General features: G+C 62.8%; 13 protein-coding genes and 1 pseudogene. 3 read left to right on the top strand and 11 right to left on the bottom strand.

All coding sequences use genetic code 11. The annotated features are described in order from the left end of the window. Positions 1-46 precede the first annotated feature (46 nt). A complete protein-coding gene (locus AAG895_RS09280; protein ID WP_345795206.1) occupies positions 47-1,138 on the bottom strand; it encodes a DNA-binding protein in 1,092 nt (363 codons plus the stop codon). Between the two features lie 187 nt (positions 1,139-1,325). Here AAG895_RS09280 and AAG895_RS09285 point away from each other — a divergent pair, with 187 nt between their 5' ends. After that, positions 1,326-2,501 (top strand): tyrosine-type recombinase/integrase, encoded by a 1,176-nt coding sequence (locus AAG895_RS09285; protein ID WP_345795269.1) that lies wholly within the window; start codon positions 1,326-1,328, stop codon positions 2,499-2,501. A gap of 28 nt (positions 2,502-2,529) precedes the next feature. Here the strand turns inward: AAG895_RS09285 and AAG895_RS09290 are convergent, their stop codons facing one another. Then, positions 2,530-2,787, bottom strand: coding sequence for a helix-turn-helix transcriptional regulator (locus tag AAG895_RS09290; protein WP_096447404.1), 258 nt, complete (start codon positions 2,785-2,787; stop codon positions 2,530-2,532). 131 nt (positions 2,788-2,918) lie between these two features. On the opposite strand from AAG895_RS09290, the gene AAG895_RS09295 reads away from it, so the two are divergent. Beyond that, positions 2,919-3,845 (top strand): DUF2726 domain-containing protein, encoded by a 927-nt coding sequence (locus AAG895_RS09295; protein ID WP_153168978.1) that lies wholly within the window; start codon positions 2,919-2,921, stop codon positions 3,843-3,845. On the opposite strand, the gene AAG895_RS09300 is transcribed toward AAG895_RS09295, so the two are convergent. From AAG895_RS09300 to AAG895_RS09320, 5 genes are all read right to left on the bottom strand, one after another. Next, positions 3,804-4,553: an HD domain-containing protein gene (locus tag AAG895_RS09300; RefSeq protein ID WP_345795270.1), complete on the bottom strand. Its 750-nt coding sequence runs from the start codon at positions 4,551-4,553 to the stop codon at positions 3,804-3,806. The two genes, AAG895_RS09295 and AAG895_RS09300, sit on opposite strands and share 42 nt — an antisense overlap. Positions 4,554-4,584: 31 nt before the next feature. Next, positions 4,585-5,175, bottom strand: coding sequence for an HNH endonuclease (locus tag AAG895_RS09305; RefSeq protein ID WP_345795207.1), 591 nt, complete (start codon positions 5,173-5,175; stop codon positions 4,585-4,587). A gap of 85 nt (positions 5,176-5,260) precedes the next feature. Beyond that, the gene (locus AAG895_RS09310; RefSeq protein WP_345795208.1) at positions 5,261-6,457 is read right to left on the bottom strand and encodes an RtcB family protein; all 1,197 of its coding nucleotides are present in this window, start codon (positions 6,455-6,457) and stop codon (positions 5,261-5,263) included. Positions 6,458-6,483: 26 nt separating this feature from the next. Next, positions 6,484-8,985, bottom strand: a complete 2,502-nt coding sequence (locus AAG895_RS09315) for a VIT and VWA domain-containing protein (protein ID WP_345795209.1) — start codon at positions 8,983-8,985, stop codon at positions 6,484-6,486. Further along, positions 8,982-9,461 (bottom strand): helix-turn-helix domain-containing protein, encoded by a 480-nt coding sequence (locus AAG895_RS09320; protein WP_345795210.1) that lies wholly within the window; start codon positions 9,459-9,461, stop codon positions 8,982-8,984. The genes AAG895_RS09315 and AAG895_RS09320 overlap by 4 nt, the downstream gene beginning before the upstream one ends. A gap of 105 nt (positions 9,462-9,566) precedes the next feature. Between AAG895_RS09320 and AAG895_RS09325 the strand changes: the two genes are divergently transcribed. Next, positions 9,567-9,932: a hypothetical protein gene (locus tag AAG895_RS09325; protein ID WP_345795211.1), complete on the top strand. Its 366-nt coding sequence runs from the start codon at positions 9,567-9,569 to the stop codon at positions 9,930-9,932. Between the two features lie 37 nt (positions 9,933-9,969). On the opposite strand, the gene arfB is transcribed toward AAG895_RS09325, so the two are convergent. The 4 genes and pseudogenes from arfB to istA form a co-directional block, all read right to left on the bottom strand. Next, complete coding sequence (arfB, locus tag AAG895_RS09330) at positions 9,970-10,374, bottom strand: alternative ribosome rescue aminoacyl-tRNA hydrolase ArfB (protein WP_345795212.1); 405 nt, start codon at positions 10,372-10,374, stop codon at positions 9,970-9,972. A 37-nt stretch (positions 10,375-10,411) separates the two neighbouring features. Further along, a pseudogene (locus AAG895_RS09335) lies at positions 10,412-10,798 on the bottom strand (3'-5' exonuclease); the annotation flags it as partial. Between the two features lie 175 nt (positions 10,799-10,973). Further along, positions 10,974-11,726, bottom strand: coding sequence for an IS21-like element helper ATPase IstB (gene istB, locus AAG895_RS09340; protein ID WP_345795213.1), 753 nt, complete (start codon positions 11,724-11,726; stop codon positions 10,974-10,976). 17 nt (positions 11,727-11,743) lie between these two features. Beyond that, a complete protein-coding gene (istA, locus tag AAG895_RS09345; protein WP_345795214.1) occupies positions 11,744-13,279 on the bottom strand; it encodes an IS21 family transposase in 1,536 nt (511 codons plus the stop codon). Positions 13,280-13,399: the final 120 nt, after the last annotated feature.

A 13,399-nucleotide genomic window follows, 5' to 3' on the forward strand; every position in this document is an offset into this window, starting at 1 on the left:
TTTGTAACCACCGTCGTGGAGAGCTACAAGGGGCTGACGCGAATGGCTAGTCACTATTTGCCCGTTTCGCATCTGTCTCTTCCTTACTCCTAAGAGAGCTCTCTTCTGATGCACGGCTCTTGACGCGTCTCCTCCTAAGATTTGCAATTTCTTGCCGCAGTTGTCCGATTTCCTCAGCCTGGACGTTAAGCCTGACCGTTGCCTCTTGCCGGAGTTGATCAGCCATCTCGTGCCGCACTCTCACCGCAGCAAGGTCACGCTCCGATATGGAGAGTTGGGCCTCCGCTTTCTCGAGGCTGCTTCGCAGGGTCTCCATTGAGGCTGTTGCCTCTGTCAGCCTCTCACATGCCTTGACGCTCTCTCCCTTGAGTCGAGCGCAGTCCTCACGCAGCGCTATGAACTCCTCTCGCGCCGTGGCAGCGTCCTTGCGTGCGCGCTCTACCTCTTCGTTCTGTTGCCTCCGTTCCTTGCTGGCAGCTTGACGTTCGTTGTCCAGTTGCTGCAACAGCCGATGGGTCTCCAGGCGGTGATGTTCATTAGTTTGCTCGATGGCAAGTCTCGCCGCGTCCAGCGAGGAGAACTGGCGCACGAGCTCGGCATCCTTTTCGTCGATCGTGCGCTGGTGCTCAAGGACCCTATGCGACTCTTTCGCCAGCTTCCTCTGACACTCCGCAAGGTTGGCCTCCAGGTCTCCGATCCTCATTTTCAAGGCCGCGACCTCACTCTCCATGCGTAGGCGGAGCTGATCGGATTCGAGGGCACGCTCGTTCGCCTCCTGAACGGTTGCCTCCATTTCTCTGGATCGCTTGTCCAGATGGGCCTCTCGCTCCCTGAGGCCCTCCTCAGCAAGTCTCTTAGCAACCTGCACCATATCGCCAAGTGCGCGATCGATGATCGTTACGAAGGCCTCGGGGATCCCGTCCACCGCCCGCACGGGCACCTGCAGCGTGTTTGCCATGGCACTCCAGAACTCTTGAATGTGGTTCTGGACGACGGCGTTGCTGCCTTTCTGGCCAACATACCGGTCAGTGGAAAGCAGCTCCTGGACGGCTGGACGGGTTGGTCGTTCCCCTTTGGCGAGGATCTCGTAGCAGGCCTGACGGACATGCTCGTATGTAACAACGGAGCTACGGCTCATTTTTTGGCTCGGATCTTTGACCAATGTCAGGATGGTAGCTGCCTTGGCGGTGGAATCAACTAAAACAGACGGACCAGTCCGGAAACCGGTCAGTTCTGCCCGTATTATCATTAACTTTAGACATTATTCCTATAATGTGTAGTAACGTGCGGAATCCGCCGTTCTGGATGTGACCCTCGTGAATTTGATGCCCCGAAACGCGTTCGGCCCGTTGGAACTGGTCAACTTGCCAAGCGACCTCAACGGAAGTGTCGGTAATAACCGCGCCGTTGGCGGTCGGCCGCAGATTTCAGCGCAGAACGACGTCGATGCCGTCAGAGCGTGGCTCGCCCGCTTTGTCGACACCCGAACGACGTTCGACAGCTACCGCAAGGAGGCTGAGCGCCTCCTCCTCTGGACGGTCACGGAGTTGGGTAAGCCCCTTTCCAGCCTCAGTCACGAGGATCTGTTGTTGTACAGGCGGTTTCTCTCAGACCCACAGCCCGTTGCACGCTGGGTCATGGCCAAAGGCCGCAAATGGCCGCGAAATGATCCTGGCTGGAGACCGTTCTCTGGGCCGCTGTCTGCCAGCAGTCAGCGACAAGCGATTGTCATCCTGAACACGATGTTCGCCTGGCTTGTGAATGCTGGGTACCTTGCTGGCAATCCGCTATCCCTCTCTCGACAGCGCCAGCGGCGGTCGAAGCCCCGAATCACCCGATTCCTCGATGAGCCTACCTGGGTGGAAGTCAAGGCATCGATCGAATCGATGCCAAACGAGACGGATCGCGAGCGCGAGCATTACTTCCGCGTGCGCTGGCTCTTCAGTTTGCTGTACCTGTGCGGCCTTCGGATCACGGAGGTCACGACCAATACCATGGGGTGCTTCTTTTCCCGGCGTGACCGAAACGGGGACGACCTTTGGTGGCTTGAAGTAACGGGCAAAGGTGAGAAGACGAGGATCGTCCCTGCCACGAACGAACTGATGATGGAGTTGGTGCGCTACCGCCGGGAGTACGCGTTGGCGCCCTATCCAGTTCCAGGCGAGCCGACCCCCCTCCTCCTCCCAATCGGCGGACAGCGTCGGACTCTGACGCGCGGGGCCGTGCATCTAGTCGTGAAAGAAGTCTTTGAGCGTGCAGCGAAGCGAGTTGAGGAGCGTGGCGATGAGTTTGTGTCGCGGGCAAATGCACTGCGTGCGGCTTCGGCGCACTGGCTACGTCACACGGCCGGTTCGAACATGGCAGGCGCCGAGGTCGACTTGCGGTTCGTCCGCGATAACTTAGGCCACGAGTCAATCACAACCACGAGCCTATACCTCCATGGCGACGATGATGAACGCCACAAGGCTACAGAGCGCGGTCACCGCATCGCCTGGTCCTGATGCTGGCGTGCGGGCCCTCGATTGACCTCTAACTCAGGCCCGATGCAACACGGCCGCCGTTGCGATCCTCGTACTCAAGAAGCTTAGAGGGCGGGAGCTCCAGCGCGTTTGCCAAGCGAATGATGTTCAGAAGCGCGATGTTCCGCTGCCCACGCTCAACGCCGCCTAAGTAACTCCGCGCGAGACCGCTCTCAAGCGCGAGGTATTCCTGGGACCATCCGCGGCTTCGGCGAAGCTCGGCAAGGTGCTTACCGAAGAGGACCCTGGGGTCGGAGGAAGAAGTCACAGCAGTCGGAAATGGATTTTCGACTGATGCTAGGAGTGTGGCCTCTATGAGGCGACGCTCTATGAGTGACAATGGGCGCGCCGACACGTACCATTCCCACTCGATTCTGACGACTTAGACGACGAGACTTCGTGCAGACAAGGGATAAAGCAAGCGTCATTCGGACGTTGCGTGGGCATCTGCATCGGCGGGAGCATGCCGCCTTTGTCACTTTATTTCTCGACGGTGAGGTTCGGGTTTTCCGGAGGAACGACGACTACTTGAAGGCCCTCGCCGGCGAGGCCTTATGTCTCCTCCTGGAAGCACCGCAAGCAGCAGAGGACCTACTGACTGAGTATGAGCAGCTCCTTCTCGCTGGTGAGATATCAGCTCCTTACTCAACCGTCCTCGGCCTCGCCGAGCGCTTGGATTCAAGCGCGTTGCACGCTATCGCGAGGACACTTCGCGACGAGCATCGACGTTGGTCCGAACGACGCCAAAATACCAATCGAAAGCAGTTGGAAGCAGCCAAGGCTCTTTCCGAGCCCGTCATTGAGGTGCGGCGCGTTGTCAGCAGCACACTTATGCGCTTCGGCGATCCAAACGCGTCCGACGCAATGGGAATCCGGCGTTCGGTTTTCAGGAGTAGCCAGGAGAGAGCGTTTCTCAAGGCCTTGTCGCTGAGATTTCCCGCGCTACTTGCGCTGCCGAATTATCCACTTGACCAGATGATCGAGTTCAGTCGCCTGCGTGAGCTCGTCGGTAAGTCGACGTGGGCCTACGCAAAAAACTCCCGGGTCGATGCGGTGCTGATCGTGCCGGATGAAGGGGATCCCGTTGCCGCGTTCGAGCTCGATAGCTCATATCATGATCGGCCCGAAATCAAGACCCGCGATGAGATGAAGAACGCGATTTTCGGTCTCGTTGGACTTCCCTTTTATCGTCTGCGCGCCGAATCTCCGGAGACGATGACGACAGACGACTGGTATGCATTCCTGACGGAAGAAGTCGCTCCAAACATTGACGTCGGTAAGCGGTTACGAACGCGATCCACTGGAACGAAGTTCATTCCCGCCTGATGCGTCGCTGCTGGCCTCCACAAGCACCGCTGGACCATGATGGGCTGAGCCCTCGTCCCCGTTCCACTCCTCGAGAAAGCGCTCGACGAAGGAGGCCATGAACTGGTGTCGCTCCTGCGCGAGCAGGCGTCCGGTCGCGGTGTTCATGCGGTCCTTCAGCAAGAAGAGCTTCTCGTAGAAGTGATTGACGCTCGTACCCTTGGCGGCCTTGTAGGCATCAGCGGTCGCGTGCAGGACAGGCGGCACTTCGGGGTCGTACATCAGGCGTCCCGCATGGCCGCCGTATGCGAAACAGCGGGCGATACCGATCGCTCCGATCGCATCGAGCCGGTCGGCATCCTGGACGCACTGCCCCTCGAGCGTCCGCATGGGCTGCCGGACCCCTGCGCCTTTGAACGAGATCGTCGCCACGATCTCGACAACCGGCTCAACGAGGTCGTTCCCGGCGCCTTCCTCGCGCAACAGCCGCTCTGCCTCGCGTGGCCCGATGGCGTCGTCACCGCCGTGGAACTTCCAGTCGGCAATGTCATGGACGAGCGCGGCCAACTCGACCACGTCGAGCCTCGCCCCCTCGGCCACGGCGATCTTCCGGGCCAACCGCCAGACACGGTGGATGTGGTGCCAGTCATGGCCCGAGGCCTCCTCGGCGAACCGGGACCGGATGCGGGCGGCGACACGCTGCACCAGGTTGTCGGCGTCCGCCAGCATCACGTTGCCCGCCGCGACGGCAGTGTTGGGATCAGAGCTTGTAGGCAACCTTGCCCTCCGTGATCGTCACCTGACCGCGCTGCTGAAGTTCGGCAAGCAGCTTCTTCAGGTTGGCGTCGGAAATCGGCTGGTTCGTACGCTGCTTGATCAGGGCCTGGATCGTCGTCATCAGGGTCGCCTCCTTGCGCGGTCGCGAGTTGCCGCGCCTGCGAAGGTCCGCGAGGACGAGCGCAAGCCGCTCCAGATGTGTGTCCCGGGTCGGCGCGGCCGCTGCAGGCGCACTGGCGGCGACAGCGGGCGGCTTCACGACCGGTGGGGTCGGGTTGTCGCCTTCAGGCAGGGGCAGCGCACCTGGCGGGGTAGCGGACTCTCGCGGCCGGGGGCAGCGGAAGTCGCCGCGCTGATTCAGCACAATCTGCAGCTTTTCCTTGATCGACTTCGATCCGAGCAGGCTGTTGAGGGTACGGCAGCAGGCGACACAGTTGTCCTCGCTGTTCGTGCCCCCGTTGGCGCTGGCCACCAGATGCTCGATTGAGGCCTCACCACGAGGCAAGGGCTGCCGGCAGAAGAAACACTGGCCGCCCTGCATGAAGAGAAGCCGATCGAGGTGTGGAGTGCTCATGCGCGGATTCTATGAGCGGCTTGCATCCCGCATCAATTCAAGAAAGACATGCGATGTGAGAGATTGCCTGACGCGCCGTCGCCCCCTACCCCTTCACGCACACCACCTGCTTCAAGGTATGCAGGATCTGGGTCAGGTCGCGCTGGTTGGCCATCACTTCGTCGATGTCCTTGTACGCGCCGGGGATCTCATCGACCACGCCCTTGTCCTTGCGGCAGATCACCCCTTCGGTCTGGCGTGCGAGATCGGCCTCGGTGAAGCGTTTGGTCGCCGCCGTGCGGCTCATGCGCCGGCCGGCGCCGTGCGCGCTGGAACAGAAGCTCTCCGGGTTGCCCTTGCCGCGCACGATGTAGCTGCGCGCGCCCATGCTGCCGGGGACGATGCCGAGTTCCCCCTTCCCCGCCCGGATCGCGCCCTTGCGCGTCACCCAGACGTCGGCGCCGTAGTGGTGCTCGCGAGCGACGTAGTTGTGATGGCAGTTCACGGCTTCGGTCGTGACCGCAAACGGCGGCAGGTGGCGCCCCAGCCCCGCGAGCACGAGCTCAAGCATCGCCTGGCGGTTGGCCATCGCGTACTTCTGCGCCCAATGCACCGCCTCGACGTAATCGGCAAAGTGCTCGCTGCCCTCGGCAAAGTAGGCCAGATCGCGATCAGGCAAGTGGATCATGTGGCGCGCCATGTCCTTTCTCGCCAGCTCGATGAAGTACGTCGCGATGGCATTGCCGATACCCCGACTTCCCGAGTGCAGCATCACCCAGACCTGCTCATGCTCGTCCAGGCAGACCTCGATGAAGTGGTTGCCGCCCCCGAGCGTGCCCATCTGGTTCGCCCACTTGGAGAACTTGCCGAAGGCCTTGAGCAATTGCGGGTGACGCTCGGTCAGGGCCTTGAGGCCCGGCTCGAACGGGCGCACCGCGTCGACCAGTACCCGGCCGTCCGCATGCTGGTCGCGGCCGACCGGCACATCGCGGCTGATCTGATCGAACACCTTCTTCAGGCGCTTCTCGTCGATGTCGTTGGCGGTGAGCGACAGGCGCGCCGCGACCATGCCGCAGCCGATGTCGACACCCACCGCCGCCGGAATGATGGCCTGATGGGTGGCGATCACCGAGCCGATGGTCGCGCCGATGCCCAGATGCACATCGGGCATGGCAGCCACGTGATGGTGGATGAAGGCCAGGCTGGCGATGTTGGCGAGCTGCGCTTTCGAGCCCTCGTCGATGTCGTCGGTCCAGATCCTGACCGGTACGGCGCTGCCGTCGAGGACGGTCTTCACGGGCATGACTGCTCCCTTACGTTTCCCTGCCTCTATCCAACGCCGACACCCGACTGTTCGAGCGCCGACGCCCCGTCCTGGAGCGCAAAGACGCAGTCGGGCCAGCGCTCTGCCCGCAGCGTACTTACAAACACCTGCAGGCGAGCAAGGATCGACGCAGCCGCAGGGTCATCCTGCCTGACCTTCAGCGCCGCGCCCGGTGCCACGCGTTGTGCCAAGGCCTTGAGCCGACCCAGCGCGCCGGTGTCCGACAGCAGCGCTTCGTGCACATCGCGCTGCGCCATCGCCTGAACGAAGCAGGCGACCACCAGGGCCTCGCCCTCCCCTTCAGCCAGCACGAACTCGAGCCAGTCGAGCACCGCCGCCCCGACACCGATTCGGCGCAGCTCGGCATAAGTTTGCGGCCATTCGGCCTGCGGGTGGCTGCGCAGCCACTGTGTCAGACCCAGGGGAGTGAGACCTGTGTAATGCGGTTCGGCACGCCAGTAACGCGGATCGTCCCGGGGTGGCTGCCCGGCGTCCTGGTTCGCGCTTCGGCGCAGGAACGCCGGGATGTCATAGGTCCCAGCCTTGTTGGGCGTATCGCCGTGATCCGCACGTCGACCCGAGCGCAGCACCACGGGCGCATCGAAGGGATCGTCGAAGTCGAGATACGCACCGCTTGCCGCAGCCGGCGAGCCGTAATGCTCCGGCGCCTCATTCACGCTGAGCGGCGCCATGCAGGGGTCGATGCAGAAGTCGAGACTGCCGAGGCCGCCAAAGCCGGCAGGCAGCATCGAGGGCACCTTCACGAGATCGGGCATGTCCGCCGGTTTGTCGGCTTCGGCACGCGTCTCGACGAGCAGGAAATGCGTCAGCGGGCTGACCAGCTGATAGGCGACGGCCAGTTCCAGCGCCTGACGCGAGTGGGCGCCCTCGGCGGCGAGTAGGGTTTCGATCTGCGCGGCCACGGCCATACGGCTGAGCGCCGAATCATGCTCGGCAGCAGTCAGGCTGGCCTCGCCCAGCGACTCGGGCGCCTCGGCATGCGCGCGCGTGCCGACCAAACGCACCGTCCCATCCGGCACCTGCGCAAAGCGTGCCCATACGGTCACCGCGTCGCCGTCGAACACCGAGCCCGGTAGCGCGCTCATCCAAACGGGCTTCGCACCTGCGGGCCACACCAAGTCCAGGGACGCCATGCGCTGCGAGCGCAGGCGCGCAAACATGCGCAGGACGGCCGGTTCCACGGCCTCTCCCGGTGCGACGAAGTCACAGGCCCCGCCGGTCTCGTCGGCCAGGCGGCGCAGCACACCCTCGGCAGGGGCGCTGCCAATACCGACGACGAAGACCCGGTGACCCAGCGCGCGCGCTTTCGCTACCGTGCGCTCGATCGCGTGGATCTGTCCGTCCGTGATCAGCAGCAAATCGAACGGCGCGGCACCTTCCACAGCGCCGGGGCTTGCGTCGGTATCGCCGGCCAGGGCCAGCGTGGAATCCAGCGCCTTCTCCATCTCGGTCCCACCCAGATCCGCCTGCAACCCGGCCGCCCAGCGCTGCCCGGCCAGCCGGGTCGCGGGACTCGTGCGCCAAAGCGCGCGGGAGCGATGCTCGACAGTGCTGCCGAAACGTGACAGCGAGAACCGCTCACCCTCGCGCAGGCCGGCGACGATGGCCTGCAGCGCACGACGCGCGGCGGCGATGCTGTCGCCCTGCATCGAGCCCGAGCAGTCCACGAGGATCTTCACCGCGAGCGGATGAACCGACGCCGGCACGCGCGGGCAGAAGCTCGCCAGCACGCTGACCGCGCCCGCGTGCTGCGTGTCCTGCGCGCACAGGGCGAGCGAATCCTGCGCGACCTCATCGAGCACGAGGATGAAGTCGCGATCGAGGCGGCCACCGCGCGCAAGCGATACGAGCATCGTCGTCGTCTCCCCCTCGCCTTCGAGCCGCATCGACAGCGGATGACTCGGCGAGCCGATCCGGGCGCGTGCGAGGGCGCCCTCGACGCGCAGGCTGAGCTCGAACGGATGCACGACCATCAGATCATGCTCGACCACCTGGTGCGGCTTCAATCCGGCATCGGCCACCGGATCGCCATAACGCGGGGCGATGACCGTGGGCACCACCAGGCGCAGGCCATGCTGCTCGAACTGGAGCACCTGGGCGTAGCGTAGCCGCACCACACAGGTCTCCCCGGGTGCGAGGTTGCCCAGGTTCAGCGTGTAGCTGTCATCGAAATTCTGCTCGAGCAGGATGGCGGTGTTGCCTTCGGCAATTGCGTCCTCGTAGCCCTGCTCCGCCTGCTTTCGCTCCACGACCGCACCGGACAGGCGGCGATCGCCAATCAGGACCTCGACCCCGAGCAGCACGGCCGCCCAGGGCAGCGGGAAGCAGTAGACGAGCTCGACATGGCGCTCGAAGGGGTTGGCAAAGCGCTGTTCGAGATCCGCTTCGAAGAGCGTGCCGCACAAGGTGCCGGTGAACCGCACGCCCTGCAGCGTCAGTGCCTCACCCGCCCTCGTCTCGAGTCGTGCCGATTGTTGCTGCATCATCGTTCTCCCGCCTGTCGGTCGTTCTTGTCCGTGTTGTTCGAAGCAGCGCTCTGCGACGCCGCCCCGCCTTGCCCCTGCACCGCCTCGAAGGCGGCCATCACGCCCTGGATGAACTGGCGCACCGCCTCCGGACTCAGGCCCGCGCGCTGCGGATCGATCACCACCTCGACCCCCTCGGCCACCGCCAGATGGCTGCACACCGACACGCTGCCGATGGCGCGTTCGCGAGGCGGCACCGGCGGCGGCGCACCGTGGAGCAACTCGCGGATGCGCTCGAGCGAGACGCCGGCAGCGGTCCATTTGCGGATCTGCAGCAGCTGCTCGAGATGCCGAGCGCCGTAGCGGGCCGCCCGGGTCTCGCCCTCGGGGCGGTCGACCAGGCCGATCTGCACGTAGTAGCGCACCGTGCGGGGCGGCAGGTCCGCGAGCACGGCCAAATCGGCCAGCGGATAGCTTGGGGAGGCGTCGGTGTTCATGGCGCCTATTAAGCCACTTTTATTTGCACAGTACAACTGTGCTTTAAAACCGGCAGAGGGCTGATAGCATCCGGCAGTCTCCTGACCCGACCTGCCCGTTACACCATGTCCCCACATCCCCGCCCGACACCGCCCGCAGACAGCCGGGGCACGCGCGCCGCGCTGATCTTCGCGCTCACTGCCGAGCGCCTGTCGATCCACTACGAGCATGGCCAGTGGCTCACCGAGGCCCAGGGCGCGAGCTTCATTGCCGACTGGCTCCGGCGCAGCGAGCGCACGCTGCCGCTGGCCGAGCGCCGCCAGCTCTCCGCGCTCAGCGACGGGCTGGCGCGCCAGATCGCGGACTCGCTGTCACGGGAAGCGGGTCTCTACACTACGCACGAGATGATGGAAGCGCTCGATCCGAACTACGACTCGGAGTTGGCGCGCTCGATGATGGACGAATGCGCGCGCCTGCTGAACGCCGAGTGATGCGGGACGCTGACTGAGCCTCGAGGGCACCGATCCGTCAGTCGCTGACCTTTCCGCGTGCAGCCTTGATCGACCCCCGCCGCGCCTTCCCCTCCAGCCTGCGGGTGACCGACGCGCGCGTTGGCCGGGTCGCACGACGCGCCTTCGGGGGCGCCGCGACACGCTCGATCAGCTCTTCCAGCCGGCGCAGCGCCTCGGCGCGGTTCTTCTCCAGGCTGCGAAACTTCTGCGCCTTGATGATCACCACGCCCTCCTTGCTGATCCGATGGTCGTGCAGGGCGAGCAGTCGCGCGCGGATGTCCTCGGGCAGGCTCGACGCCGCGATGTCGAAGCGCAGGTGCACGGCGTTCGACACCTTGTTGACGTTCTGGCCGCCCGCGCCTTGCGCGCGGATCGCGGTGATCTCGATCTCGTCGGGCGAGAGGGTGAAGCGGGTCGTCATCGCTCAGTCCGTATCCGCGCGACCCGGTGCACGCGCATCAGCATCCCCGGGCAGCGGCCAGGCATCTTGGCAGCTGCGCCTTCGACGCGCGCTGGATCTGGCGCAGCAGATCGACCGACACGCTGGGCACCTGGTGCCGCAGCCGCAGCTCATCCTCGAGCCGCAGCAGCAGGCTCGCGGCCATCTCGGCATCGGCCAGCGCACGGTGGTAGCGCCCGGCGACCGGCAGGTTGGCGTACTCGACCAGGACGCCCAGCTTGTGGCTCGGAGCGAGCGGCAGAAGGCGTCGGGACAGCAGCAGCGAGCACACGAAGTCCTGCTTCCTGCTGCGCTGGATCCGCGCGAGCTCCGCGTCCCAGAACTTGGCGTCGAACGAGGCATTGTGGGCGATGATCGGCATGTCGCCGACGAAATCGGACACCTCGTGCGTAAACCACCCCAATACCACCGCGCATTCCGACCCAAACCCTACCAGCTATTCCAGTTGAAACCCGCCACAGCTTCCACCTGAAACCCTGCCAATCGTTCCAGTCCAAAGTCGGCCACCGCTTCCAAAGCAAACCCGCCACGGGGGCGGGTCGATCCTGGAGGACGCGAGGTCAGGCGTTGGCCAACCTCTTGGTGCGTTGCTTCCGCATGGACTCACCTCTCAGTTCGAGCCGATGTGAGCCGCTGACCAACCGGTCTAGAATCGCGTCGGCGACGGTCGGATTGCCGCCGCTCAAGTAGTCGTGCCAGCGATCCACCGGCAACTGGCTCGTTATCAACGTAGAACGCGCACCATTTCTGCACTCAATGACCTCAAGCAAGTCATTGCGTCCCACTGCATTCAGGGCCGCCATGCCGAAGTCGTCAAGGATCAAGAGGTCAACCTTGGACAACTGCTGCAGCCGCTTGCGGAAGCTTCCATCACCGTGCGATACAGCTAGATCCTCGAGCAGCAGCGGTAAGCGCAGGAAGTTGACCGACAGTCCGTGTCGGCATGCTTGGTTGCCCAGTGCGCAGGCGAGCCAAGTCTTACCGCCGCCGGTGGGGCCAGTGATAATCAAGTTGTGCCCGTGTTGGATCCAGTTACACAACGCCAGGGATGCGATCTCAGATCGCTCAAGCCCACGCCCTGGGCGATAATCAATGTCTTCGACACAGGCGTTCTCGCGTAGCTTTGCGAGTTGCAACAGACGCTGAAGTCGCCGATTCTCACGCCAGGTAACCTCCTGGTCGACTAGGAGACCGAGCCGCTCCTCAAAGCTCAGCGGGCCAGTCATCGTGCTAGAGAGTTGCTCCTGGAGGCCTTTGGCCATCCCAAAGAGCTTCATCTCATTTAGTTTCCGAAGAGTGTCGTTTATCATCATGATGTTTTCTCTTCCGTTCAATGGTAATAGCCGGACCCACGCACATTGGAGTGATGAAAGGCCGCCTCTTGGATGTCGCTCTCTGGCGCTTTCTGGCGGTCTAGGCCAGTATTCAGGATGGAGCGAACGCTCGTGAGCGAACTGGCGCCGATGCTTAGGGCGCGACTACAGGCGGCCTCTAACCGCTCGGGCCCATATTCTTTTGCCATCCGTTTTAACGCCCCCGCCGCGCGGTAGCCCTGCTCCTTAAACTTCTTGCCTGCGAGCAGATGCTCAAGGAATTCTTTGGTTCTGAGCCCTACGGTGGCCGCCCATGCCAGCTCTTGATCAGCAACCCACATCCCAAAGTAGCGATCTTTAGTCTGCAAGTGTTGCGGGTCAATCACGGGATCCTTGCCCGCGGTCCGTTCGTGACTTGCAACACGCCGGCCTCGATGGAGAACCTCTATCACGTTGGCAGTGATGCGCAGTTCAATCGGCTTCCGAGATAACGTGTAAGGTGCGCTGTAGAGTTGGCCGTCGACGTCGAAGCATCCATCCAATCCGACCACCGCCTTACGGAATTCGGTGTACTCAAAGGGCTCGGTCGGCAACGCTTTAAGCGCAGGTAGATCGATCTCCTCGAACTGGCTCCGCCGTGAGCCGGATATTCTCTGAAACGGCCGATTGTTCAGATCGACAAGTAGCTCCATGATTGCCGCATTGAGTTCAGCCAGTGATGTAAACACCCGCTTGCGCAGCCGGAAGAGAATCCAACGTTCAACCACGAGTACGGCATTCTCGACCTTAGCCTTGTCCTTCGGCTTCCGGGGCCGGGTCGGGATGATCAGCATTGTGTAGTGGTCAGCCAAGTGCTGATATATCGGATGTAGTTTGGGTTCAGTGCGGCTCGCCTTTGTGACAGCGGATTTCAGGTTGTCACAAACGACGACCTCCGGTACGCCGCCAAAGAATTCAAACATCCGAACGTGCGCAGCTATCCAGTCGTGTAGCTGCTGGCTCCAGTGCGCCTCTGCGAATGTGTAGTTAGAGGCGCCGAGGATTCCAACGAAGATCTGCGCCTTGCGCATCTCACCAGTCTCAGGATCGAGAATACCCACTGTCGGTCCTGCGTAGTCGACGAACACTCGCTCACCGGCAATGTGAACTTGCCTCAGATACCGCTTTAGACATTTCGCCCAATCACGATAACGCTCACAAAACAAGCTGTAGCCGATCCCGTGCGGCTGGTCCGCTAAGAACTCCTCATGCAAGACCTGGAGCGTTGCACCTTTGCGCTTCATCTCCTGATGGATGACAGCCCAGTCTGGCTCAGGCTTTCGGAGAAGATTGATTGCAAGTTGCGGAAATAGGCGGTCCTCAAGCTGTGCATCATCGAGGTCGGGCGGCAGTGGCCAAGTGAGACCTGCGGCTGCCGCTCGGGTCAAGTAGTCAGTCACCACATCTCGGCTAAGCCCGAGGCTCCTGGAAATGCTTCGTCGGCTCACGCCGGCGTCGAGGGCAAGTCGTAACACCTGCCGTATTTTGCGCATGGCAATTCTCCTGTTGGCCATGATGATGTCCGCCACGCAAGCGCATAAGCGGCTGTTTCTCCAGGTAATGCCACCCCGTGCCACCCCTTGGATGGCAACTAGATTGGCTATTGGAAACAAGGATGAAAGGCCGCCAGCCTT

The sequence above is a fragment of the Thauera sp. JM12B12 genome (assembly GCF_039614725.1).
GTDB lineage: Bacteria > Pseudomonadota > Gammaproteobacteria > Burkholderiales > Rhodocyclaceae > Thauera.